Origin of the sequence: Hydrogenobaculum sp. 3684, assembly GCF_000213785.1 — a bacterium.
In the GTDB taxonomy this organism is placed as follows: Bacteria; Aquificota; Aquificia; order Aquificales; family Aquificaceae; genus Hydrogenobaculum.
In genome coordinates this window covers 318,852-339,165 of record NC_015557.1, presented here as the reverse complement: position 1 = coordinate 339,165, position 20,314 = coordinate 318,852, and the positions used below count along the sequence as shown (strand labels likewise).

The following is a 20,314-nucleotide window of genomic DNA, read 5'->3' as shown; positions in this document are numbered from 1 at the left end:
ACTATACCTTCATTATACATCCAAGCCCGGCGCTGTTTTTGACGCCAAGCCCACACTCGAGGGCTACTTTTAGCATATCTTTATCCGCTCTTATATAAAACTGTCCATCGTAGCCTATTATGAAGGTTTTATCAAAAAACACCTTTCTCATATATTCTTTTTTTACCTTGGCAGGGGTTATCTCAAAATCCCCATCGTAATCTCTTCCGTATATTATCCGGTATTTTTTAGTATGTTTATTCTTAAAAGCTCATAAAACTCGTTTTCAAAAGGGCTAAAATAAATATGTCTTTTGCTACCAATGGGTGTTCTATAAACTACTATAGGAGATAGGCACTCTATCTTTATCTCATCTTGATCTATCGGTTCTTCTGTTATCTCTATCTCAGAAAGGTTTATGATGTTTTTGCTTAGTCTAAGCCTATCGTTTCTTATAACCCGGTTTACAATGGATTTCATAGCCCCTATAACAGGTGTTGAAAAGTATATGTACATATTTGGAGGTTCGTATACGATTTGATTTTGGTATTCGGCTTTTAGATTGCCTATGATATTTGAAAATGTAAACAGTTTAAAGGTTCTATTGTTGTAAGGAAACCCAATATCGTGGAAAAACCTTGAGAGCATCCTATCCATATTTTCATAGAAAAACCCCTGAAGTGTATGATTGTAATGCTTTGGCAACACAAGCTCTTTTTCAAAAGAAAATCCAAGCTTAAGCTTATACGCCACTTTCATAATTTTTTACCCTTTATCAATTATAACATTTAGATAGTAATTAGCTCACAATGATCTGTGGTATAATCACATTATGAAGCTTTTACCAATAGGTATACAAACCTTTGAGAAAATAAGAAATAGCAACTATTATTATGTAGACAAGACGATGTTTGTTAAAAAATTAGAAGAAGGCGGATATTATTTTTTATCCCGCCCCAGAAGGTTTGGTAAATCTCTTTTTCTTGACACATTAAAAGAAGCCTTTTCTGGCAACAAAGAATTATTTAAAGGGTTATATCTATACGATAATTGGGATTGGGAGAAGAAATATCCGGTGATAAAGTTTGATTTAAGCCAGGCTTACCCAGATACAGAGGAAAATCTCATAGAATCTTTAAAATCATTTTTGGATGATATAGCAACATTACACCATATAAAACTAACCAAAAGGCTTATACCCTTAAAATTCCAAGAACTCATCCAAAAACTATATGAAAAATACAATCAAAAAGTGGTAGTGCTTATAGATGAATACGATAAGCCTATTCTTGATGTGATAGAGGATATAGAAAAAGCCAAAAGAAATAGAGATATACTAAAAAAGTTTTTTGAGATACTAAAGCCCTCTGACCCTTATCTAAAGCTCGTCTTTCTTACAGGGGTTTCAAGATTCTCAAAAGTATCAATCTTTAGCGGTTTAAACCAGTTAAACGATATAACCATAGACCCAAGCTTTGCCACTGTTTGCGGATATACCCAATCTGAGCTTGAAAGTGTGTTTGAAGACAGACTAAAGGATTTTGATAAAGAGAAGATAAAAGTCTGGTACAACGGCTATAGTTGGCTTGGAGAGAGTGTTTACAATCCTTTTGATATACTTCTTCTTTTTTCAGAAAAAAGGTTTAGAGCCTTTTGGTTTGAGACAGGAACACCTACATTCCTTATTAAGATGTTTATGAAAAACAGATACTATATCCCAGAGCTTGAGAACTTGGAAGTAGGAGAAGAGATTTTATCTAATCTTGATGTGGATAATATATTTCCAGAAAATCTATTATTTCAAGCAGGTTATCTTACCATAAAAGACTACAAGGTTTTAGGTAGTAAAAACGTATTTAAATTATCTTATCCAAACTTTGAAGTGAGGATGAGTTTTAACGATGCTTTCTTAACTTACATAGTAAGAAACCCACCTTTAAAAGATAAGGCTGAGATAAATTTAATAACAGCCATTCAAGAAAAGAATATAGACAAAATAAAAGATGCTATATACATGTTCTTAGCAAGTATCCCCCATGATTGGTATAGAAACAACGATATAGCATCATACGAAGGCTTTTATGCATCTATTGTATATGCTCTTTTTAACGGAGCAGGGTTAAATGTGATATCAGAAGACAACACCAACAAAGGCCAAATAGATCTTAGCATCTTTAACCAAGACAGCGTTTATATAATAGAGTTTAAGGTAGTAGAAGATAAAGAAGAGGGCGTTGCTTTAAAACAGATAAAAGATAAAAGGTATTATGAGAAGTATATTGGTAAGTACCAAGAGGTCTATCTAATAGGGATAGAGTTTAGCAAGAAAGATAAGAACATTGTAAGTTTTGAGTGGGAAAAAGTATAGTATTCATCAGAATAGTTTAGGTTCCAATGTCAAGACACTAATCTAACGACGAGTATGCCAAGCAATAGTAATAAATGCTAAGCATGCTAGCCTTTTGAAAAGCATATAGAAAAATAACTTTTTAAGACCATAAGTTTAACACAGTTTTTATATATTAGAGATATAGTGAACTTATAAAAAGCATTGACAAGTTAATTGTGTTGTAGTATTTTAAATATAAATGCAAGCTTGGGAGGTTTTATGGATTTAAATTTAGACTATTTATCACATTTGTTATCTCTTAATGAAAGTGAACTTTACAATCATATTTTTCAAGAGATAAAACCAAATTTTTACTTGAATGATATGTATTTATACCTGCACAAAGATGATAATTTACCCTGCTTGGTGGCTCATATAGACACGGTTCACAAACAAAAACCAAAATTAGATGATATCGTTTTAGAAAATGATATTTTATTTAACCGTGGTTGCTATGGTCTTGGTGCTGATGATAGAGCTGGTGTTTATGCACTGCTTACACTGAAAGATCTGCCTTACAATTTATTGTTTACAAACTATGAAGAAACCGGCTGCATAGGTGTAAAGAAAGCAATACATGACTTGCCAGAGCTTCTATCAGCTAACACCTGTTTTATAGAAATAGATAGAAAAGAAACTGGGCACTATGTGGATTATGTTGGTGCAGAGGATGAGTTTTTAGATATATTCAACAAAAGAGGACTTGATAAAGAGCGTGGCTCATATAGTGATATAACTGATTTGAGCTCTGAGCTTTCTATAGCTAGTGTAAACCTTGCTTGTGGATACCGCAACCCGCATACAGACGAAGAATATCTAAACATAAAAGAGCTACAGGTGGTTATAGATTTACTTAAAGACCCATCGCTAATTAAAGAAGTGTCAAAAAGGCAATTTAGAACATGTTGAATTGCAGCAAACCTAATAGTTGTTAGCTCAAAAGCATAAAAATACCGCATTTATCCAAATGAATAGCAAAAGGCAATATTTGTTAAAACTTTTGTCTGTTTAAGATTTTTGTATAATAAAATTCCTATGTTTACACTTGCTAAAATTTAGTTAACTTTTCCTCTAATAACTCCATCCAAAATATTTAAAAGCTTGCTTTGCCTCGATTACATAGTTGTAAAATTCTTTAGCACAAGGGTTTTTATCGCCTTTGTAGGTAAGGGATATATCCATATCTCTATATATCACATGGCGCTTTGGTATATAGTAATCTTTTATGTGATGGGCTATAGCCCATATGTTGTATATGATAAAAGCGTTTACATTTTTATGGGTATTCCAATATTCCAACGCATCTTTGGAGTTATAAGATATGTGAGATATATTTTTTTCTATAGCTTTTAAAAGCTCAAAATTTCCATACTTCATCGCCATATCCTGCCAAAGCCCCACTTGACCAGCACCATTTACCACAAGTATTTTTACACCAGGTTTAGCCAAATCTTTAAAGCTTTTTATCGTTATATCTCTATATATGATAGCAGAAGGCCTATAGTAAACTGGTTTTATACTAGATTTATCTATATTGGGTAATTTTCTTAGAAAATCTTCCATCATATCTTCTGAACCACTGTAAATAATATCTCCATTTTTCAAAGCCTCTTTTTTCCAAACTGGCAAAGGTCCAGCTTTTACTACGGCCCTGCACTTATTTTGATATTTGTTAAACTTTTTGGCTACATAATTCATTGCTGGATATGGTCCCCCTGGACCATATATGTGTATTAGCATAGCTAAAACCTCCAATCTCTTTACTACAAAAAATAATATATATGCAACTTGGCTGTAAGACAAGTGGATTCCGTACCAGTCAACGAAAACAATGGTACTAATTTGGTAGGCAAAGGGCTTTACGGCCCTTTGTTTTTACATCATCTCTGGGGCTTTTATATTCAAAATATCAAATATAATATCAAATATCTTTTGAGTGGCATAAACTAAGGATATACGTTTTTTTGTGGTGATTTCATCTGAAGTGATTACTTTGTGTGTGTTGTAAAATTTATGGAAGCTTTTAGCTATATCAAGAGAGAGCTTTACCACCAAGCTTGGGTCTTTTTTGATAACTCCTTCAAAAAGCACGTCCTTTGAAGAAAGAATTCGTTTTATAAGATCTAACTCCTCTTCTTCGTATGTATATTTATCCTTGTAAAAGCCAAATACAAAGGGCTCTTTTAGCTGTCTTTTTATACCCATAGTCCTTGCATAAGCGTATTGCACATAAAACACTGGGTTTTCAGAGTTTTGGGCTTTTACTAAATTTATATCTATATCAAGGGGTGTATCGGCTTTTTTGGTTAAGAACATAAACCTTAGATTATCTGCTCCTATATCCTCTATTACATCTATTAGCTTTAGCATCTTGCCGGTGCGTTTTGACATCCTTACTTCTTGACCGTTTTCAAAAAGCTTTACGATTTGGAAAAGCTCCACACTAAGCCAATCTTGTGGTATATCAAGAGCTTCCAAAGCTGCTTTTAAACGTGGTATATATCCATGATGATCTGCTCCCCATAGGTCTATAGCTTTTTTGTATCCTCTTTGGTATTTGTCAAGATGATAAGCTATATCAGAAGCAAAGTATGTATAAGACCCATCGCTTTTTCTTAGCACTCTATCTTTGTCTTCATCTTTTGATTTAAACCAAATAGCCCCATCTTTTTCTTCTATAAGATTTTTCTCTTTTAAAAGCTCTAAAACTTTTTCTACCTTATCTTTTAGGGTCTTTTCACTAAAATATATATCAAACTCTACATTTAAAATCTTCAACGTATTCTTTATATCTTCCATCATCTTTGATATGGCAAAATCTTTGACGCTTTCTAGGTTTATGTCGCTTTTGTTATGCTCTTTTAAAAATGCCTCTGCTATATCTTTTATATAATCTCCTTTATAGCCATCTTCTGGAAATGGGTATAAATCCTGGTTTATATAATGCATTACACTTTTTGCCAGTAAGTTTACCTGATTGCCTGCATCGTTTATGTAGTATTCTCTATCTACTTTTATATCAAAAAATCTAAACAACCTATAAAGCACATCACCTATGACAGCGCCTCTTCCGTGTCCAAGATGAAGGGGTCCTGTGGGGTTTGCGCTCACATACTCTAAGTTTATCTCATCTTCTTTTTTTATACCAAAAGCCTCAAAAATAGCATCGTCTTTTATATAGTTTATAGGATTTTCTAAAAACTCAAATAAAAGTTCCTCGTAAAATGCACTTGATAGTTTCATATTTACAAAGCCATTTAGCGCTTCTACTTTTTCAAAGTAAGGGAGGTTTTTTAGGTTATCTGCGATAGTTATTGCTATATCCTGAGGTTTTTGTTTTAGGGTTTTTGAGAGTATAAAAGCTACGTTTGAGGCAAAATCTCCGTAAGATTCTTCTTTTGGAAGCTGTATCTGGGGTTCTATCTCAACATTGTACAAATTTTTAACGGTTTTTTTAATAATTTCTTTTATTAGTTGTTTCATATATACTCCTCAAGAGGGTCTTATCACCGCTAGAAGTATCACACATATACCAGCTATTATCAAGAACGGGCTTACTATCTTTATAAACTTTCCGTAGGTTTTTATATCGTTTTTTACATGTATAAAATATACGTTTAGGGCTTCCATTGGTAAGAAAAAACCAAAAACTATGGGAAGTTTCATCATAAGCCAAGGGATTGGTTTAAATCCAAGCATAGAATACATACCTATGCCAAAAAATATCACTAAGAAAAAGGCAAAAAGCTCTAAGTTTACAAGCTTTTTATAAAATCTCCACATATAATCGTAATCACAGTTTATACCTTTTGCGTAAGCCACTATTGTAAAAAGCCCCAAAGACGAAGAAGCACCAGCCCATAAAATGACAGACATAATATGAAATGCTTTTAAAACAAGAAACATCATATAAGCTCCTTTGGAAACGGTTCTAAATAAGTTTGTTTTAATATATATTCATCATCAAATCTAATAGCAAAAGATTTTAGCATGTAAAGAGGCACAAAAATATCTACTTTATTCTCTTTAAAAAGTTTAAGCACTTCCATAAAGTGTCTTCTTTCGGCGTTACTCAGCTTTCTTGAAAAATAACCAAAGATATGTTCCATAACATTTATATGGTTTAATCTTTTTCTTTTGGAGTTTAGAGCTTTTAAAAACTGCTTTTTATATGTATCTTTCACGCTGTTAAAATCTTCATTTTTAGAAGATGCCACAAATCTACCTAAAAATCTCATAATATTTTGATTGTAATACATAAGCATAAACTTATACCTTGTATGAAATTCTATAAGCTCAGAATAATCTTTCATATGTTCAAAGTTTTCTCTTAAGTCTGCTATAGCAAATATTTTTGTAAGAAAATCATACCTTATACCATCATCCAAAAGCCTTTTTTCCTCTTCTATAGGATAGTCTTCAAAAGCATCAAGAAGTTCTTTTGCAAAAAACCCTGGGCCTTTACCAAGGCTTTGACCGTTCTTATGAAAATACTTTGCACTGTAAACCCCGCAAGAGGGAGATTTTGATTTTAGTATAGCCCCGTCTATGTTTAGGTTTTTAACAAAGTTTTTTGAAAAGTTTGTCATCTTTTCGGTTAAATCAAGCCCTGTGGAAGGCTGGATAAGTTTTAGATGATCATCTTCTTTTTGTATTAGGATAGGGTCTCTTGGTATGCCAAGCCCTATCTCCACTTCTGGGCATACTTTGATTATGTTTACAAAGTTTGATAGGCTTTTAACAAAATCATCGGATATATAAGCGCCGTTGTATCTACAAGCCTCAAAAAAACAAGCGCTTACAAGAACATTAGGCTTTGCCAAGGGCTTCATCCAAAGCGCTTAAAAATATATCTATACGATTTTCTACCTTGTCTTTTTCTTTTTCTTCTTTGAAATGCTCTAAGGCTTTTTGTTTTAGGGCATTTTTGTCTATAGATGTTTTACCTTTTAGCTCCTCGCATAAGAAATCTGAGACCGCTAAGAGTTTTTTACAGCGTTTTGTAGCTTTAAACTTACAATCTACTATAGCATCGTTTTCTTTTTTTATGAAAAGCTCAAGACGATGACAACCCTCTTTACAAAGCCCATACATCAAACCTTCTAAGCTTTCTGAAACTTCATTTTTAAGACCAGCCTTTAGATACTCATCCACCTTCATGAATCAGCACCTCCGCTATTTGGATTGCATTTGTGGCAGCGCCTTTTCTTATGTTATCTGCCACTACCCACATAGATAAACCGTTATCAAAAGCCCTATCTTTTCTTATCCTTCCTACAAATACCTCATCTCTTCCTTCTACTACAATTGGTATTGGATACACACCGTCTTTTGGTTCATCCATAAGTATAACACTTGGGGCTTTTCTTAAAAGCTCTCTTATTTTTGGTATGTCTGGTTCTTTTTTTAGTTCTAAGCTTATAGCTTCAGAGTGTCCGTAAAACACAGGTACTCTCACAGCGGTGGCAGATACTCTTATATCGTTGTCGTGAAGCATCTTTCTTGTTTCATTTAACATCTTTGTTTCTTCTTTGGTGTATCCATCCTCTAAAAATACATCTATCTGAGGTATCACGTTAAAAGCTATTCGCTTTGGCAAAACATGATTTGGTTCTATCCTTTTTTTCTGGCACCAATTTTCCGTTTGGATTTTTAGCTCTTCTATAGCTTTAGCCCCAGCTCCTGATACCGCTTGATAAGTAGATACTATAATCTTTGATATACCAAACTCATCGTATATGGGCTTTATAGCCACAAGCATTTGAATGGTAGAGCAGTTTGGATTTGCTATTATGCCTTTATGTTTTTTTATATCTTCTTTGTTTACCTCTGGCACCACCAGCGGTACGTCATCATCCATCCTCCAAGCGGAGGAGTTGTCTATCACCACAGCACCATCTTTGGCAAACCTATGAGCCCATTCTTTGCTAACTGAAGACCCAGCTGAAAAAAGCGCTATATCTATACCTTTAAAAGATGTTTGTTTTTCAAGAGCCTCCACCTTATACTCGTGGCCTTTAAAACTCATTGTTTTGCCTTCTGATTTTGAAGATGCAAAAAGCCTAAGCTCTTTGACGGGAAAGTTTCTTTCTTCCAAAACCTTTAAAAACGCTCTTCCTACTTCACCAGTAGCACCAACAATAGCAACATTTACCATATAGATAAGTATTATAATAAATTAAGAGTTGTTCTGCAACGAATTTTCTGTATAATATACTATATGGAAACAAAAGACGTATTAAAATATCTATGGAAAGGCTTTTCTTATATCATTGTAGCCTATGGATACTATCTTTTATATACATTTTGCCTTGATACATTCTATAGGTTTTACAGTTATACAACATCTCAATACTTTGCAATGTTTGTAACTTTAATAGCCATAAGCATAGGCTTTGGTATTTGGTTTTTAGGAAAAAAGAAAGAACAATGAGATTTTTTATAGGGATTTTTACCACCAAAAAACTAGAAGAGCATGTAAACAGGCTAAAAAACGAAATTTCTGATGCAATATTGGGTAAATGGGTAGAGCCTCAAAACCTACATATAACACTTCAGTTTATAGGTGATGTTGAAGAGTCAAAAAGGATTAATCTTCTTTATAATTTAGAAGAAATATCAAAAAACTTATCACCTTTTACAGTATCCTATACTGGTATTGGGGCTTTCCCAAACACGAGCAAACCACGTATTCTTTGGATAGGTATATCTAAAGGAGCAAATAACCTAAAGGCTTTGGCCAACAAAATAATAAAAGCAAACGCCAAAAGCGGTATAGAACCAGAATCAAAACCTTTTTACCCACATGTTAGTATATGTAGAATACATGAGATTACCTCAAATAAAATATATCCATTCATGAGAAAGCACAAAGATATATTCTTCTTGGAAGAAGAGATAAGTAAAATAGCTCTTGTTAAAAGCTCACTAACAAGCGTAGGGCCTATATACACAGTTGTAGAAGAATTTTATCTAAAAGGGAGCGATGTGAAAGCATGAGCACTTACAAAGAAGCAGGTGTTGATATAGAAAAAGCAGACCGTTTTGTAAGCTTTTTAAAAGAAAGACTTAACAATCTTAATAAAAACCTAAAACAAGCTCTCCCTTTCGGGGCTTTTGCGGCAGGTTTTTTGGTAGAAGATTGCGATTTAGTGATTACATCCACCACAGATGGGGTTGGCACAAAGCTAAAAATAGCCCAAAACGTAAATGTACACAACACGGTAGGCATAGACTTAGTGGCAATGAACGTAAACGATATAATTACCACTGGCTCAAAACCAACGGCATTCTTAGATTATATAGCCATAGGCAAGATTGAAGAGTCTATAATAAACCCACTGATAGAAGGTATTATAACAGGTTGTGAGGAAGCAAATACACCTCTTGTGGGTGGAGAAACTGCAGAAATGCCTTCTTTCTACAAAGAAGACGAATACGATTTAGCTGGGTTTTGTATAGGCGTTTGTAAAAAAGATGAAATTGTTACAGGGCAAGATGTAAAAGAAGGTGATATTATAATTGCTATACCCTCTTCTGGATTTCACAGCAACGGTTTTTCTCTTATAAGATATATATTAGAAAAGCACAACATTAAATACAAGGATTATATAAAAGAGTTTGGAAAAGAGCTTTGGGAAATACTACTAACCCCAACAAGGATATACGTAAAAGATGTTTTGGAGCTTAAAAACAAAATAAAGATAAAAGCTATGGCTCATATAACAGGAGGCGGTATACCTGGGAATCTTGTTAGAGTAATACCAGATGGTCTAAGAGCAGTGATTGAAAAATACCCTATACCGGATTTATTTTTATGGTTTCAAAAGCTTGGAAACATAAACAAAGAAGAAATGTACAAAACTTTTAACATGGGAATAGGGTTTATGATTATCATCAAAGAAAAAGATAAAGAGGTTGCTTTAAGCACTATAAAAGATTCTTTTGTTGTAGGGCATATAGAACAATCAAAAGATAATAGTAAGATTGTTTTAAATGACATATAGTCATAAAAATTGAGTATAGTCATAACTATTTAAAAATTTGCTTATAGATTAATATTATCAACTCAAAGGAGGTTGCATTTATGTTTGAATATAGTGATATAGTTTTGGATCACTTCCTTAACCCAAGAAACGTAGGGGTTTTGGAAGATGCCAACGGCGTAGGCCAATGTGGAAACCCAGCTTGCGGAGACGCTATGCTTTTTACCATAAAGGTAAATCCTCAAAACGATGTTATAGAAGATGTGAGGTTTAAAACCTTTGGATGTGGTTCTGCCATAGCGGTTTCTTCTATGCTTACAGAGATGATAAAAGGAAAAGATATAAACTATGCTCTAAATCTAACCTATAAAGATATATTTGACCAACTTGGTGGGTTGCCACCTCAAAAGATACACTGTACAAACTTAGGCCTTGAAACCCTTCACGTAGCCATAAGAGATTATCTTACAAAGCAAGGAAGACTTGAAGAAGCAAACGCTATACCAACATGCTTTGAAGAATCAGAGGAAGAAGAGTCTCAAGAGTTTGGTTTCTTAACCACATAAAATGAGTCATAAACCAAAAGCGCTTGTTCTATTTTCTGGTGGGCTGGACAGCCAGCTCGCCGCAGTTAACATTAGCAAAGTTCAAGGCATAGAAGTAAAGCTTATTCATTTCTACACTGGTTTTTGTATAACAGAGCATAAAAGAAGACTTGGCATTCCAAACAAAGATGGTAAAATACCTCAAAATCCAGCTTTGAAAGCTGCCGCAGCTTTAGAATTACCTATAGAAATAATAGATATATCTCAAGAGTATATAAATGTAATTTTAAACCCTAAATTTGGCTACGGCAAGAATGTCAATCCATGTCTTGATTGTAGAATTTTTATGCTTTTAAAATTAAAAGAAATAATGGAAAAAGAAGGTTATGATTTTATAGTCACCGGAGAAGTACTGGGACAAAGACCAATGTCTCAAACAAAAGATAAACTTTTTATAATAGAAAAAGAAACAGGCCTTAAAGGCCTAATAGTAAGACCTTTGTCTGCTAAGCTTTTACCAAAAACAATACCAGAAGAAAAAGGTCTGATAAAAAGAGAATTAATGTGGGATATATCAGGACGCTCAAGAACAAAGCAGATAAATTTAGCAAAAACCTACAATATAGATTACGAACAACCATCTGGAGGATGCTGCTATCTTACCGATGAGCACTTTGCAATAAAGTTTAAAGAAGAGTTAAGCTTTAAAAAATCTCTAAATTGGGACGATCTAAGTCTTATGACAGTAGGAAGGCACTTAAGGTTACCAAACGGCACCAAGATGATCATTTCAAGAAACGAAGGCGAGACAAAGTTTCTAAGTGGTTTTAAAAATAGGTTTGACTGGGCTTATGTAGAAAATAAAGCTATTGCCATATTAAAAGATTTAAACGAAGAAGATATAGATTATATAGCAAGGATAATGGCAAGATACTGTGGCAACAAGCCTACATATGTAGATATATCAATAGATAAAAATATGATAAAAAAAATTGCAGAGCCTTTAGAAGATGATATAATTAATTCCCTTAAGGTAGGAGCAGAAAGCCATGTTAGATGACATTAAGGCAGATGTAGAGCATAACGTATGCGGTACCTATTGTCCGATACCTATATCAGAGTTAAGCAATCAAATGAAACAGATGCAGATAGGACAAGTGATTGAGCTTATAGCAGATGATCCTGGTGTAGTAGAAGATGTGCCGGCGTGGTGCAAAGCCACCGGACAAGAGTTTTTAGGAATTTATGAAGAAGATGGTGAGTTTCACGCTTTTGTAAAAAAGGTTAAAGAGTAAGGAGGCCTTATGAACAACGTAAGGTTAAGCATGGATATGGTTTTGGTGGAGCTGTTTGAAGTGGTGCCAGAAAGCAGAAATTTACTGATGGATTACGGTCTTAAAAAGCTCATAGAAGAGGATGTCTTAGATGTATTGGGAGATAAACTTTCTGTTCATGGTCTTTTCAGAATATCAAGGGTGCCAGAAGAAGAAAAATACGAAGTCTGGAACAAGATAGTTTCTTTAGCTTCTTAAAGGAGTGTGTTTATGGAAGACAAGCTTCAAGAAGTAGAAAGAATTTTACAGATGATAAGGCCAGCTTTAGATACTCATCATGGTAATTTAAAATTGGTGGACGTAAAAGACAACGTAGTTTATCTCCAATTTGAAGGTGGATGTTCCGATTGTCCTGTAGTGGACATGTCGGTAAAAAATGTTATAGATACATCTATCAAAGGTAATCTTAGATGGGTTAAAAAGGTAGAGATTTTATACCCTAAGATCAATATAAGCCATTAATAATAGCCATTTATTAAAAAATACACAGGTAAATTGATTGTTATCTTCTTTGGTGGTTTTCTAAAAGGGGAAAGTTCGTATATGATTTTTGGTGCACTTTCGTCTAAAATCTTGTAACCGCTTGATTGTACAACTTTCAAAGAAGACTTATCTATTGTTCCATCTTTGTTTATAGTAACTCGTACCACCACCTCGCCCTTTATACCAAGTCTTTTAGCTTCTTTAGGATACAAATCTCTTTCTCTAGCCTGTCTATTAAGATATCTAATAAGCCAGCTAAGATATTGATAAACACTTTCTTCTTTTTTTACAAATTGTTTTATGTTTAAATTTAGATTTGCCTTTGCATTGTAGTGTTTTTGTCCTTCTTTCGCCATAGGAGTAGAAGGTAAAGATGTCTTTGTGTTTGGTTTGGAAGATGGTGCTGGTGAAGAAGCTGTTGGTTTTGATTGAGATTCAATATGGGGTTTGTAGCTACTTTTGGGCAAAGAGTTTAAAATATGAGAAGGAAGTGCTTCGTACTTTTGAGTAGAGGGTCTATTAACATGGTTATGAGTTGACGGTTTTATTGATGGTTTTGAAATGCGATGAGGCTTTGAAGGTTTTTGTAAAGGGACTGGGGGCATCGGTATAGCAGGTGGGACTATAGCTCTGTTCGGTACACCTTTTTGTACTAGTGTTATCTCTATTGGTTTATTTTTCTTTGGTTTTTTGGTTTTTATATGGATAAAAGCTATTAAAAGCCAAATATGAAGTAGTAAAGAAATCAAAATACCTAAAATAAAATACTCTTTTTGACGGGTTTTAAGACGTGGGGTCATTCTTTCTTCGTTTCTATCATATACTTATTTATACCAAGCTCTCTGCAAGCGTCTATTACACTTACTACATTTTGAAAAGGTGTATCCTTAGAAGCCTGTAACACTATGGTAGAATCTTTATTAGCCACTTTTGATAAAGCGCTTTCTAAATTACCGCTTATAACGTTATTATCTATTAGTATTGTACCGTCTTTTTTTATAGCCACAACTACAGGTTTTGTAGATACGGTGGTTCGTTCTGAAGTTTTAGCCTTTGGAAGATTTACTGGAATTTTACCTTCCACCATAAAAGTGGCAGTAGCCATAAATATTATAAGTATCACAAGCACAATATCCACAAAAGGGGTCATGTTTATTTCGGATATCTCTTTATCTTGGTCAAATTCTTTCATGGATTTTCCTTTTGCTTTCATGTAGCAAGAGCAAGTATTTCATTTTTCTTACAAAATAATTATAAGCAACAACAGAAGGGATAGCCACAAAAAGTCCCATTGCAGTAGACACCAAAGCCTGAGAAATGCCTTCCATTACCACTTTTACACCAAATTGAGAAGAACTTCCCAAATCGTTAAAAGCTTTTATAACCCCTAACACTGTGCCAAAAAGCCCTATAAACGGTGCGTTGTTGCCAAATGTGGCCAATATGCCAAGTCTTTTGTCAAGGGTTATTCTTAGTTCTAATTCTTTAAAAAGCTCAAGCCTCTTGCTTACATACCTGTAAGTTAAAAATCTCTCTATCATAACAGCCACAGAGAAAATACTCATAACTATGAGAAGGTAAAGCACCGGGTCTCCACCTATTAGAGCCAATTTTAGTAAAAACTTTGTAATCATAGCATTTATTATAAATTAAAATAGCTTTTTCATGTTATAATATCTGTATGAACTTTGTAAGGTTAAGACTTATATATCCAGAAAACGTAGCTAAAGAACCTATTATATGCAACATATGTAAGAACTTTAACATCATAGTAAACATAAAGATGGCAAAGGTCACCCAAGATAGCGCTATACTAAATATAGAAATAGATGGAGATATAGAAGAAATAGAAAAAGCTATGAAGTTTATGCAAGAAAAAGGTATAGACGTTCAACCTATAGAAGGTCAAATATTTACAGAGTAATCTCTGATATAATTATTTTGTGCAAATTATAATATCTTTAATTGTTGTTTTATTTTTAAGTATAGGGGCTTTTTTTATATACGAAAAAGAACATACAAACAACCATTTTATAAATTCTCCACAGGTGTTAAAAAAAATAGACATTCACATATACTCAAATGACCATGATCAATGGAATGTTGAGGGCGATATATTGATAATAAAAGGACAAAATATAACGCTAAAGAACATAAAAGCTACAGACTATCCTTATACAATTACGGCAAAAGAAGGTGTTATAAACAAAACCTCTGGTGTTGGATATTTAAAAAAAGATGTAGTATTTTCAAAATCTGATAAAACTACCCAAGACAAAATATATACCCAATACACAAACATAGATTTGAAAAATTCACACTTTTGGGCCAACGATGATATAATAATTTCGGAAGATAAATTTATCTCCTACGGGAAATCTTTTGATATAAATTTAAAGCCATCTCTTCATGTTGTAGTTTATAATATTAAAAGCTATGAAAAATAAAGCAAATAAAAAATTAGTTTTTGTGATATTAAGTTTTATGTTGTCGTTTTTAGCTTTTAGTAAAGTAGAAAAACCAATGCAAAGCGTAAAAGCTCAAAACACCCAAAACAATAACAAACCTATATATATAGAAGCAAACAAAATGGATTATAACAACAATATAATCACATACACCGGCAACGTAGTAGCTACAAGGGGCAACGGAAAACTAACTTGCCAAGAGCTAAAAATATTTTTAGACAAAAACAAAAAAATAGAAAAAATAATAGCCACAGGAAACCCTGTTTATACTGAACCTAACAAGCTTATAAAAGGCAATGTTATAGAATACGACGCTCCCCAAGATGAGATTATAGTAACTGGTAATGCTTACTTGGAAAACAAAGGCGATGTAGTACAAGGAGATAAAGTTATATATTATAGAAAATTGGATAAAGCTATAGTAACTGGCAAAAGAGTACAATCTATATTTATACCAAACGGTAACGGAGCAAAACCTTGACCATCGTACATGCTATTATACTTGGCATAGTAGAAGGAGCTTTGGAATTTTTACCAGTATCGGCAGCAGGGCACTTAACACTGGTGGGAAAGCTTCTTGGTATAAATACAGAAAACCCTGCCTTTAAAATATATGAAATATTCATGCAAATAGGAGCGGTAATAGCAGTAATAATACTTTATTCAAAAAGGCTTATAGTAGATAAAGAAATATGGCTTAAAATAATAGCTGGATTCGTGCCAACAGGTGCCATAGGATTTTTATTTTACAAACCAATCAAACACTATCTTCTTGGTAATCCACTCATTACCGCAAGTATGGTATTTATTGGTGGTGTTATTATCATAATAGTAGAATCTTTGTCCAAAAAGCCAAAAATCACAAGTTTAAAAGATGTTACCATAAAAGACGCAATAGCCGTAGGCTTTATTCAATCTCTTGCCTTGATACCTGGAGTTTCTCGTTCTGGTGCTACTATCATAGGCGCTATGCTTATAGGCTTTGAGAGAAAAACTGCCGCTGATTTTTCTTTTCTAATAGCAATACCAACAATACTTAGCGCTGGTTTATATTCACTTCTTAAAGACCATAGTCAAATTCGTCACCAAGATATATTACCAATGGGTATTAGCTTTATAACAGCCCTTGTTTTTGCAATTGTTTCTGTAAAAACTTTCTTAAATTTCATATCTTTCAACAATCTTAAAATTTTTGGATATTATAGAATAATTACTGGATTAGCTTATTTAGCTTATCTTTTGAGGTGACACTTCCAAAGCTCCCAGCTGATTCTCCTTATCCTATAGTTATTGCTATACATATGCCAGATACATTTACAAAAAGCTTTGCAGAGCATCTAAATTCAGATTCTATAATATATGTACCATCTGCCAACTTGCTTTTGTCTTCTTGTGCCAAGGTTTTTAAGGAAAACACCTGCGGTATAGTAATGACTGGCATGGGCGACGACGGGTCTAAGGGTATAGTGGATGTTAAGAAAAATGGCGGTATTACGGTAGCCGAAGATCCAAAATCTGCTATATTGTGGGCTATGCCAGAAAATGCCATAAAAACCGGTTGTGTAGATTTTGTGCTTAAAAAAGATGAAATACCAGAATTTTTGGTTAAAATAGCAAAATAAAAACTTTATCATTCTAAAAGATTAAAAACGCATTATATTTATAACGTATGGATGTTGAGCAAAAACTCAGAATATTAGCTGATGGTGCTAAATACGACGTATCTTGTGCCAGCTCTGGAGGAGTTAGAGAAACTATAGAAGGTGGTATAGGAAACTCCTATGCACCAGGGGTTTGCCATACGTTTACATCCGATGGAAGATGCGTCTCGCTTCTTAAAGTGCTTTTTACAAACGTATGTATATTTGACTGCGAATATTGTATAAATAGAGCGTCCAACAATATAAAAAGAGCTTCTTTTACACCAAGAGAGCTTGCCGATATCACTATAAACTTTTACAAAAGAAACTACATAGAAGGTTTATTTTTAAGCTCTGGTATAGCAAAGTCCCCAGATCATACGATGGAACTAATGTTAAAAACCGTAAAAATTTTAAGAGAAGAATATAAATTTAACGGATATATACACCTAAAACTTATACCAGGAGCTTCCAAAGAGCTCATAGAAGAAGCTTCTAAACTAGCAGATAGGGTTAGCTCAAATATAGAGCTTCCTACTGAGCAAAGTTTAAAGCTTTTAGCACCGGAAAAAAATAAAGACAACGTCTTAAAACCTCTGATGTTTTTAAAAAATCTAAGAGAGAGCAGTGAAAAGCCAGTAGCAAGCACCTCAACACAGCTTATAGTGGGGGCTACCAACGAGCCAGATTATCAGATTTTAAGGCTTGCCTCTTATTTTTACGAAAAGAAAATACTAAAAAGAATGTATTACTCAGCTTATATACCAGTTCCAAACACAAAGCATATAAAAGTGGATAAAACACCTCTTTTAAGAGAACATAGGCTTTACCAGGCTGATTGGCTTCTTAGATTTTACGATTTTAAGTATGAAGAGATTGTTGAAAAAGATTCAAACTTAGACTTAGAGCTAGACCCAAAAACCGCCTACGCCATTAAAAATATACATCTATACCCAATAGATGTAAACAAAGCCTCCTACGAAGAGCTCATAAGAGTGCCTGGCATCGGTAGAAAAAACGCCATGAAAATAATACAAGCAAGAGCATTTAAAACCTTAGAATATATGGACCTTATAAAGCTTGGAATATCTATTAAAAAGGCAAAGCACTTTATAGTGGCAAAAAAATACTTAGGTTATAGCCTGTCTCCAGAATATATAAGAAAAGCCATCATAAAAGAAAGTTCCCAAAAGCCTTCTTACACTCAGCTAAGGTTATGGTAAATATAGTATTTGAAGATAGTTTTGAAGGTTTTTTAAGTGCCTTGTATTGGGCTTTTAAAAACGATATAAAAAATCCTATATTCTTAAAAGCCAAAAAACCATCTCTTTTTAAAACTGTAAAAGTACAAATAGAAGATGATATACTAAAAAAATTCAAACAAATGTTAGACGAAGAGACGATAGAACTCTTTTACGATTGCTTTTGTTATGATGAAGAAAAGGCTTTTTCTGATACATACAGAAGTTTTTTATTCTACTTGGAGTATAAGCACCTAAAGGATGTAAATCAAGATTTTATAAGAAATCTAATTTATTATAGAAAATCGGTAAATAGAGAAAGGCACAAATACATAGGTTTTTTAAGGTTTCATCAGGTAGATAATATTTTATATGCAAAGTTTGAGCCAAAGCACTTTGTATTAGATTACTTAGGGGAGTTTTTCAAAAGAAGATATAAAGAGGAGAACTTTGTAATACACGACGTAAAAAGGAAAAAAGCAGCTGTTTACCACGAAAAACATCTTAGTATAGAAGCTTTTGACAAAGAGATAAATATAGAAAAAGATACATACCAAAAACTATGGAAGGCATTTTTTGAAGCGGTTACAATAAGAGAAAGGTCCAACGCAAGGTTGCAAAATCACTACGCTCCAAAGTACTTTAGAAAGTATATGATTGAATTCGATAATTAATCATTGATTTTTGTCTTATGATATATTACAATAGTAAAAGTATACGTTTATATTTAGCAATATCATACAATCCCAGGATAACTTAGATAAATTAATAAGATGATGATTAACACACATTTAAAGATTAATCAAGGTCTTTGTGGTACTCCCGTTGAGCTTGGAGAAGGCTACGCTGTAGTGAGCTTAGAAGCCAAAGAAAACATGGTAGCAGATGAAAAAGGGCTTATACACGGTGGGTTTATATTTGGACTAGCAGATTATGCATCTATGCTTGCTGTAAATCATCCAAACGTTGTATTGGCAAAAGCGGAGGTTAAATTTTTAAAACCGGTAAAATTAGGAGATGTTATGACCTCTTATGCCAAAATCCAGAAAATAGACAACAACAAATATACTGTGGAGGCTTTTGTAAAAGTTAACGATATAAAAGTTTTTGAAGGTGTTTTCCTTTGTGTTGTAACTCCTAAGCACGTTTTAGAATAAACATACAATTATCATTGATAAAATGTAAAAAATACTGTAAATTATAAAAATGTTTATAGAAGCTTCATATTGGAAAACTACAGAAGATGGTAGAGTAATATGTGAACTTTGCCCTGATTATTGTAAATTAAAAGAAGGCCAAGTAGGCGTATGCGGTGTTAGATTGAATAAAGGCAGAAAGCTTTTAAGCGCTACATATGGATCTTTGGTATCTATAGCACTTGATCCAGTTGAGAAAAAACCGTTGTTTCATTTTTTACCAGGACATAAAACCCTAACGATAGCAACACCAGGATGCAATCTACATTGTCTTGGTTGTCAAAATTATGAAATATCTCAAGTAAAAATAGATGAGTCTAACAAATCGTTTTTTGAAAACTCCTATATATCTCCAGAACAAATAGTACAAAAGGCGATAGAAACAGGCTCTAAGAGTATATCTTACTCATACTCTGACCCTATAATATTTTATGAATACATGTTTGATATAGCAAAGTTAGCTAAAGAAAAAGGCTTAAAAAACATCATGGTAACCGCTGGATACATCACAGAAGAACCTGCTTTAAAGCTTATGGATGTTATAGATGCTTTTAGTATAGATTTAAAGTTTTTCTCAGAAAAAGCCTATGCAAAATATTCCAAAGGAAAACTTGAACCTATTTTAAACTTCATAAAACTGTGTTTAAAGCACAACAAGTGGATTGAGCTTACCACTCTTTTGGTGCCAAAATACCTTGACGAAGAACAACTAAGGTTAATAGCTAAATTTATAAGCAAAGAGCTAGGTCCTCATATGCCCTGGCATATATCAAGGTTTTTCCCATACTACAAAGCCCTAGATTTATACCCTACGCCAGAGTCCATGATAAAAACTGCATATGAGATTGGAAAAGAAGAGGGTCTATACTATGTATATACTGGCAACATAAAATCAGAGCACGAACATACTGTATGTCCAAATTGCAACAATGTAGTTATAGAAAGAGATAGATTTTTTATTAAAAGCCTAAAATTAGAAAAAGGAAAATGTAGTTTTTGCGGTTATAAAATAGAAGGTGTATTTGAATAACCTTATCTGATATAATATTAGATT

The 20,314-nt window shown here is 33.4% G+C and carries 30 protein-coding genes; 19 read left to right on the top strand and 11 right to left on the bottom strand.

The window, feature by feature from the left end; translation table 11 throughout:
* Position 1 precedes the first annotated feature (1 nt).
* Positions 2 to 151 (bottom strand): CRISPR-associated endoribonuclease Cas6, encoded by a 150-nt coding sequence (locus HYD3684_RS08485; protein ID WP_255348076.1) that lies wholly within the window; start codon positions 149 to 151, stop codon positions 2 to 4.
* Between the two features lie 62 nt (positions 152 to 213).
* Positions 214 to 738: a CRISPR-associated endoribonuclease Cas6 gene (cas6, locus tag HYD3684_RS02010; protein WP_051048516.1), complete on the bottom strand. Its 525-nt coding sequence runs from the start codon at positions 736 to 738 to the stop codon at positions 214 to 216.
* 73 nt (positions 739 to 811) lie between these two features.
* On the opposite strand from cas6, the gene HYD3684_RS02005 reads away from it, so the two are divergent.
* Both HYD3684_RS02005 and HYD3684_RS02000 read left to right on the top strand, forming a co-directional pair.
* Entirely contained in the window at positions 812 to 2,347 is a 1,536-nt protein-coding gene (locus tag HYD3684_RS02005; RefSeq protein ID WP_015419025.1) for an ATP-binding protein, read from the top strand.
* A gap of 240 nt (positions 2,348 to 2,587) precedes the next feature.
* Entirely contained in the window at positions 2,588 to 3,277 is a 690-nt protein-coding gene (locus HYD3684_RS02000; RefSeq protein ID WP_015419024.1) for a peptidase, read from the top strand.
* A 162-nt stretch (positions 3,278 to 3,439) separates the two neighbouring features.
* Here HYD3684_RS02000 and HYD3684_RS01995 read toward each other — a convergent pair whose 3' ends face one another.
* From HYD3684_RS01995 to asd, 6 genes are all read right to left on the bottom strand, one after another.
* The gene (locus HYD3684_RS01995; RefSeq protein WP_015471337.1) at positions 3,440 to 4,108 is read right to left on the bottom strand and encodes a substrate-binding domain-containing protein; all 669 of its coding nucleotides are present in this window, start codon (positions 4,106 to 4,108) and stop codon (positions 3,440 to 3,442) included.
* A 135-nt stretch (positions 4,109 to 4,243) separates the two neighbouring features.
* Complete coding sequence (gene argS, locus HYD3684_RS01990; RefSeq protein WP_015419022.1) at positions 4,244 to 5,851, bottom strand: arginine--tRNA ligase; 1,608 nt, start codon at positions 5,849 to 5,851, stop codon at positions 4,244 to 4,246.
* 9 nt (positions 5,852 to 5,860) lie between these two features.
* Positions 5,861 to 6,277, bottom strand: coding sequence for a hypothetical protein (locus tag HYD3684_RS01985; RefSeq protein ID WP_015419021.1), 417 nt, complete (start codon positions 6,275 to 6,277; stop codon positions 5,861 to 5,863).
* A complete protein-coding gene (locus tag HYD3684_RS01980; RefSeq protein ID WP_015419020.1) occupies positions 6,274 to 7,200 on the bottom strand; it encodes a DUF523 and DUF1722 domain-containing protein in 927 nt (308 codons plus the stop codon). Before HYD3684_RS01980 ends, HYD3684_RS01985 begins: the two co-directional genes overlap by 4 nt.
* The gene (locus tag HYD3684_RS01975; RefSeq protein WP_015419019.1) at positions 7,178 to 7,528 is read right to left on the bottom strand and encodes an iron-sulfur cluster assembly scaffold protein; all 351 of its coding nucleotides are present in this window, start codon (positions 7,526 to 7,528) and stop codon (positions 7,178 to 7,180) included. Before HYD3684_RS01975 ends, HYD3684_RS01980 begins: the two co-directional genes overlap by 23 nt.
* On the bottom strand, positions 7,515 to 8,525 hold the full coding sequence (gene asd, locus HYD3684_RS01970) for an aspartate-semialdehyde dehydrogenase (RefSeq protein WP_015419018.1): 1,011 nt from the start codon (positions 8,523 to 8,525) through the stop codon (positions 7,515 to 7,517). The genes HYD3684_RS01975 and asd overlap by 14 nt, the downstream gene beginning before the upstream one ends.
* Before the next feature lie 63 nt (positions 8,526 to 8,588).
* On the opposite strand from asd, the gene HYD3684_RS01965 reads away from it, so the two are divergent.
* From HYD3684_RS01965 to HYD3684_RS01930, 8 genes are all read left to right on the top strand, one after another.
* On the top strand, positions 8,589 to 8,801 hold the full coding sequence (locus HYD3684_RS01965) for a hypothetical protein (protein WP_015419017.1): 213 nt from the start codon (positions 8,589 to 8,591) through the stop codon (positions 8,799 to 8,801).
* On the top strand, positions 8,798 to 9,367 hold the full coding sequence (gene thpR, locus HYD3684_RS01960) for an RNA 2',3'-cyclic phosphodiesterase (protein ID WP_015419016.1): 570 nt from the start codon (positions 8,798 to 8,800) through the stop codon (positions 9,365 to 9,367). The genes HYD3684_RS01965 and thpR overlap by 4 nt, the downstream gene beginning before the upstream one ends.
* Positions 9,364 to 10,374: a phosphoribosylformylglycinamidine cyclo-ligase gene (gene purM / locus HYD3684_RS01955; RefSeq protein WP_015419015.1), complete on the top strand. Its 1,011-nt coding sequence runs from the start codon at positions 9,364 to 9,366 to the stop codon at positions 10,372 to 10,374. Before thpR ends, purM begins: the two co-directional genes overlap by 4 nt.
* 80 nt (positions 10,375 to 10,454) lie before the next feature.
* Positions 10,455 to 10,919, top strand: coding sequence for an iron-sulfur cluster assembly scaffold protein (locus HYD3684_RS01950; protein WP_015419014.1), 465 nt, complete (start codon positions 10,455 to 10,457; stop codon positions 10,917 to 10,919).
* A gap of 1 nt (position 10,920) precedes the next feature.
* Positions 10,921 to 11,958: a hypothetical protein gene (locus HYD3684_RS01945; protein WP_015419013.1), complete on the top strand. Its 1,038-nt coding sequence runs from the start codon at positions 10,921 to 10,923 to the stop codon at positions 11,956 to 11,958.
* On the top strand, positions 11,948 to 12,193 hold the full coding sequence (locus tag HYD3684_RS01940; protein ID WP_015419012.1) for a sulfurtransferase TusA family protein: 246 nt from the start codon (positions 11,948 to 11,950) through the stop codon (positions 12,191 to 12,193). The genes HYD3684_RS01945 and HYD3684_RS01940 overlap by 11 nt, the downstream gene beginning before the upstream one ends.
* Positions 12,194 to 12,202: 9 nt before the next feature.
* Positions 12,203 to 12,430 (top strand): hypothetical protein, encoded by a 228-nt coding sequence (locus HYD3684_RS01935; RefSeq protein WP_015419011.1) that lies wholly within the window; start codon positions 12,203 to 12,205, stop codon positions 12,428 to 12,430.
* 12 nt (positions 12,431 to 12,442) lie between these two features.
* Entirely contained in the window at positions 12,443 to 12,694 is a 252-nt protein-coding gene (locus HYD3684_RS01930) for a NifU family protein (protein WP_015419010.1), read from the top strand.
* On the opposite strand, the gene HYD3684_RS01925 is transcribed toward HYD3684_RS01930, so the two are convergent.
* From HYD3684_RS01925 to HYD3684_RS01915, 3 genes are read right to left on the bottom strand one after another with little or no spacing between them, the layout of a single operon-like run.
* On the bottom strand, positions 12,691 to 13,515 hold the full coding sequence (locus HYD3684_RS01925) for an energy transducer TonB (protein ID WP_015419009.1): 825 nt from the start codon (positions 13,513 to 13,515) through the stop codon (positions 12,691 to 12,693). The genes HYD3684_RS01930 and HYD3684_RS01925 overlap by 4 nt on opposite strands.
* Positions 13,512 to 13,907 carry a biopolymer transporter ExbD gene (locus HYD3684_RS01920; RefSeq protein WP_015419008.1) on the bottom strand — a complete coding sequence of 132 codons (396 nt, stop codon included), beginning with the start codon at positions 13,905 to 13,907 and terminating at the stop codon, positions 13,512 to 13,514. Before HYD3684_RS01920 ends, HYD3684_RS01925 begins: the two co-directional genes overlap by 4 nt.
* Positions 13,894 to 14,349, bottom strand: a complete 456-nt coding sequence (locus HYD3684_RS01915) for a MotA/TolQ/ExbB proton channel family protein (protein WP_015419007.1) — start codon at positions 14,347 to 14,349, stop codon at positions 13,894 to 13,896. Before HYD3684_RS01915 ends, HYD3684_RS01920 begins: the two co-directional genes overlap by 14 nt.
* Before the next feature lie 47 nt (positions 14,350 to 14,396).
* Here HYD3684_RS01915 and HYD3684_RS01910 point away from each other — a divergent pair, with 47 nt between their 5' ends.
* From HYD3684_RS01910 to amrS, 9 genes are all read left to right on the top strand, one after another.
* Positions 14,397 to 14,639 carry an NIL domain-containing protein gene (locus HYD3684_RS01910; RefSeq protein ID WP_015419006.1) on the top strand — a complete coding sequence of 81 codons (243 nt, stop codon included), beginning with the start codon at positions 14,397 to 14,399 and terminating at the stop codon, positions 14,637 to 14,639.
* A gap of 19 nt (positions 14,640 to 14,658) precedes the next feature.
* On the top strand, positions 14,659 to 15,162 hold the full coding sequence (gene lptC, locus HYD3684_RS01905; protein ID WP_015419005.1) for an LPS export ABC transporter periplasmic protein LptC: 504 nt from the start codon (positions 14,659 to 14,661) through the stop codon (positions 15,160 to 15,162).
* Entirely contained in the window at positions 15,152 to 15,664 is a 513-nt protein-coding gene (gene lptA / locus HYD3684_RS01900) for a lipopolysaccharide transport periplasmic protein LptA (RefSeq protein WP_015419004.1), read from the top strand. Before lptC ends, lptA begins: the two co-directional genes overlap by 11 nt.
* A complete protein-coding gene (uppP, locus tag HYD3684_RS01895; protein WP_015419003.1) occupies positions 15,661 to 16,431 on the top strand; it encodes an undecaprenyl-diphosphatase UppP in 771 nt (256 codons plus the stop codon). Before lptA ends, uppP begins: the two co-directional genes overlap by 4 nt.
* Positions 16,432 to 16,484: 53 nt before the next feature.
* On the top strand, positions 16,485 to 16,805 hold the full coding sequence (locus tag HYD3684_RS01890) for a chemotaxis protein CheB (RefSeq protein ID WP_237698619.1): 321 nt from the start codon (positions 16,485 to 16,487) through the stop codon (positions 16,803 to 16,805).
* Between the two features lie 47 nt (positions 16,806 to 16,852).
* Complete coding sequence (locus HYD3684_RS01885; protein ID WP_015419001.1) at positions 16,853 to 18,046, top strand: putative DNA modification/repair radical SAM protein; 1,194 nt, start codon at positions 16,853 to 16,855, stop codon at positions 18,044 to 18,046.
* Positions 18,040 to 18,738, top strand: a complete 699-nt coding sequence (locus HYD3684_RS01880; protein ID WP_015419000.1) for a TIGR03915 family putative DNA repair protein — start codon at positions 18,040 to 18,042, stop codon at positions 18,736 to 18,738. Before HYD3684_RS01885 ends, HYD3684_RS01880 begins: the two co-directional genes overlap by 7 nt.
* Before the next feature lie 99 nt (positions 18,739 to 18,837).
* Complete coding sequence (locus tag HYD3684_RS01875) at positions 18,838 to 19,221, top strand: hotdog domain-containing protein (RefSeq protein WP_174256041.1); 384 nt, start codon at positions 18,838 to 18,840, stop codon at positions 19,219 to 19,221.
* A 49-nt stretch (positions 19,222 to 19,270) separates the two neighbouring features.
* The gene (gene amrS, locus HYD3684_RS01870; protein ID WP_015418998.1) at positions 19,271 to 20,290 is read left to right on the top strand and encodes an AmmeMemoRadiSam system radical SAM enzyme; all 1,020 of its coding nucleotides are present in this window, start codon (positions 19,271 to 19,273) and stop codon (positions 20,288 to 20,290) included.
* Positions 20,291 to 20,314: the final 24 nt, after the last annotated feature.

Coding starts and splice junctions, on each gene's coding strand:
- HYD3684_RS01880 (WP_015419000.1), top strand. CDS start 18,040: ATGGTAAATATAGTATTTGAAGATAGTTTTGAAGGTTTTTTAAGTGCC.
- HYD3684_RS01920 (WP_015419008.1), bottom strand. CDS start 13,907: ATGAAAGAATTTGACCAAGATAAAGAGATATCCGAAATAAACATGACC.
- HYD3684_RS01980 (WP_015419020.1), bottom strand. CDS start 7,200: ATGAAGCCCTTGGCAAAGCCTAATGTTCTTGTAAGCGCTTGTTTTTTT.
- argS (WP_015419022.1), bottom strand. CDS start 5,851: ATGAAACAACTAATAAAAGAAATTATTAAAAAAACCGTTAAAAATTTG.
- HYD3684_RS02005 (WP_015419025.1), top strand. CDS start 812: ATGAAGCTTTTACCAATAGGTATACAAACCTTTGAGAAAATAAGAAAT.
- cas6 (WP_051048516.1), bottom strand. CDS start 738: ATGAAAGTGGCGTATAAGCTTAAGCTTGGATTTTCTTTTGAAAAAGAG.
- purM (WP_015419015.1), top strand. CDS start 9,364: ATGAGCACTTACAAAGAAGCAGGTGTTGATATAGAAAAAGCAGACCGT.
- HYD3684_RS01935 (WP_015419011.1), top strand. CDS start 12,203: ATGAACAACGTAAGGTTAAGCATGGATATGGTTTTGGTGGAGCTGTTT.
- HYD3684_RS01940 (WP_015419012.1), top strand. CDS start 11,948: ATGTTAGATGACATTAAGGCAGATGTAGAGCATAACGTATGCGGTACC.
- HYD3684_RS01885 (WP_015419001.1), top strand. CDS start 16,853: ATGGATGTTGAGCAAAAACTCAGAATATTAGCTGATGGTGCTAAATAC.
- HYD3684_RS01875 (WP_174256041.1), top strand. CDS start 18,838: ATGATGATTAACACACATTTAAAGATTAATCAAGGTCTTTGTGGTACT.
- HYD3684_RS08485 (WP_255348076.1), bottom strand. CDS start 151: ATGAGAAAGGTGTTTTTTGATAAAACCTTCATAATAGGCTACGATGGA.
- HYD3684_RS01910 (WP_015419006.1), top strand. CDS start 14,397: ATGAACTTTGTAAGGTTAAGACTTATATATCCAGAAAACGTAGCTAAA.
- HYD3684_RS01925 (WP_015419009.1), bottom strand. CDS start 13,515: ATGACCCCACGTCTTAAAACCCGTCAAAAAGAGTATTTTATTTTAGGT.
- HYD3684_RS01995 (WP_015471337.1), bottom strand. CDS start 4,108: ATGCTAATACACATATATGGTCCAGGGGGACCATATCCAGCAATGAAT.
- lptA (WP_015419004.1), top strand. CDS start 15,152: ATGAAAAATAAAGCAAATAAAAAATTAGTTTTTGTGATATTAAGTTTT.
- HYD3684_RS01945 (WP_015419013.1), top strand. CDS start 10,921: ATGAGTCATAAACCAAAAGCGCTTGTTCTATTTTCTGGTGGGCTGGAC.
- HYD3684_RS01985 (WP_015419021.1), bottom strand. CDS start 6,277: ATGATGTTTCTTGTTTTAAAAGCATTTCATATTATGTCTGTCATTTTA.
- asd (WP_015419018.1), bottom strand. CDS start 8,525: ATGGTAAATGTTGCTATTGTTGGTGCTACTGGTGAAGTAGGAAGAGCG.
- thpR (WP_015419016.1), top strand. CDS start 8,798: ATGAGATTTTTTATAGGGATTTTTACCACCAAAAAACTAGAAGAGCAT.
- HYD3684_RS01975 (WP_015419019.1), bottom strand. CDS start 7,528: ATGAAGGTGGATGAGTATCTAAAGGCTGGTCTTAAAAATGAAGTTTCA.
- HYD3684_RS01930 (WP_015419010.1), top strand. CDS start 12,443: ATGGAAGACAAGCTTCAAGAAGTAGAAAGAATTTTACAGATGATAAGG.
- HYD3684_RS02000 (WP_015419024.1), top strand. CDS start 2,588: ATGGATTTAAATTTAGACTATTTATCACATTTGTTATCTCTTAATGAA.
- HYD3684_RS01915 (WP_015419007.1), bottom strand. CDS start 14,349: ATGATTACAAAGTTTTTACTAAAATTGGCTCTAATAGGTGGAGACCCG.
- HYD3684_RS01965 (WP_015419017.1), top strand. CDS start 8,589: ATGGAAACAAAAGACGTATTAAAATATCTATGGAAAGGCTTTTCTTAT.
- HYD3684_RS01890 (WP_237698619.1), top strand. CDS start 16,485: ATGCCAGATACATTTACAAAAAGCTTTGCAGAGCATCTAAATTCAGAT.
- amrS (WP_015418998.1), top strand. CDS start 19,271: ATGTTTATAGAAGCTTCATATTGGAAAACTACAGAAGATGGTAGAGTA.
- HYD3684_RS01950 (WP_015419014.1), top strand. CDS start 10,455: ATGTTTGAATATAGTGATATAGTTTTGGATCACTTCCTTAACCCAAGA.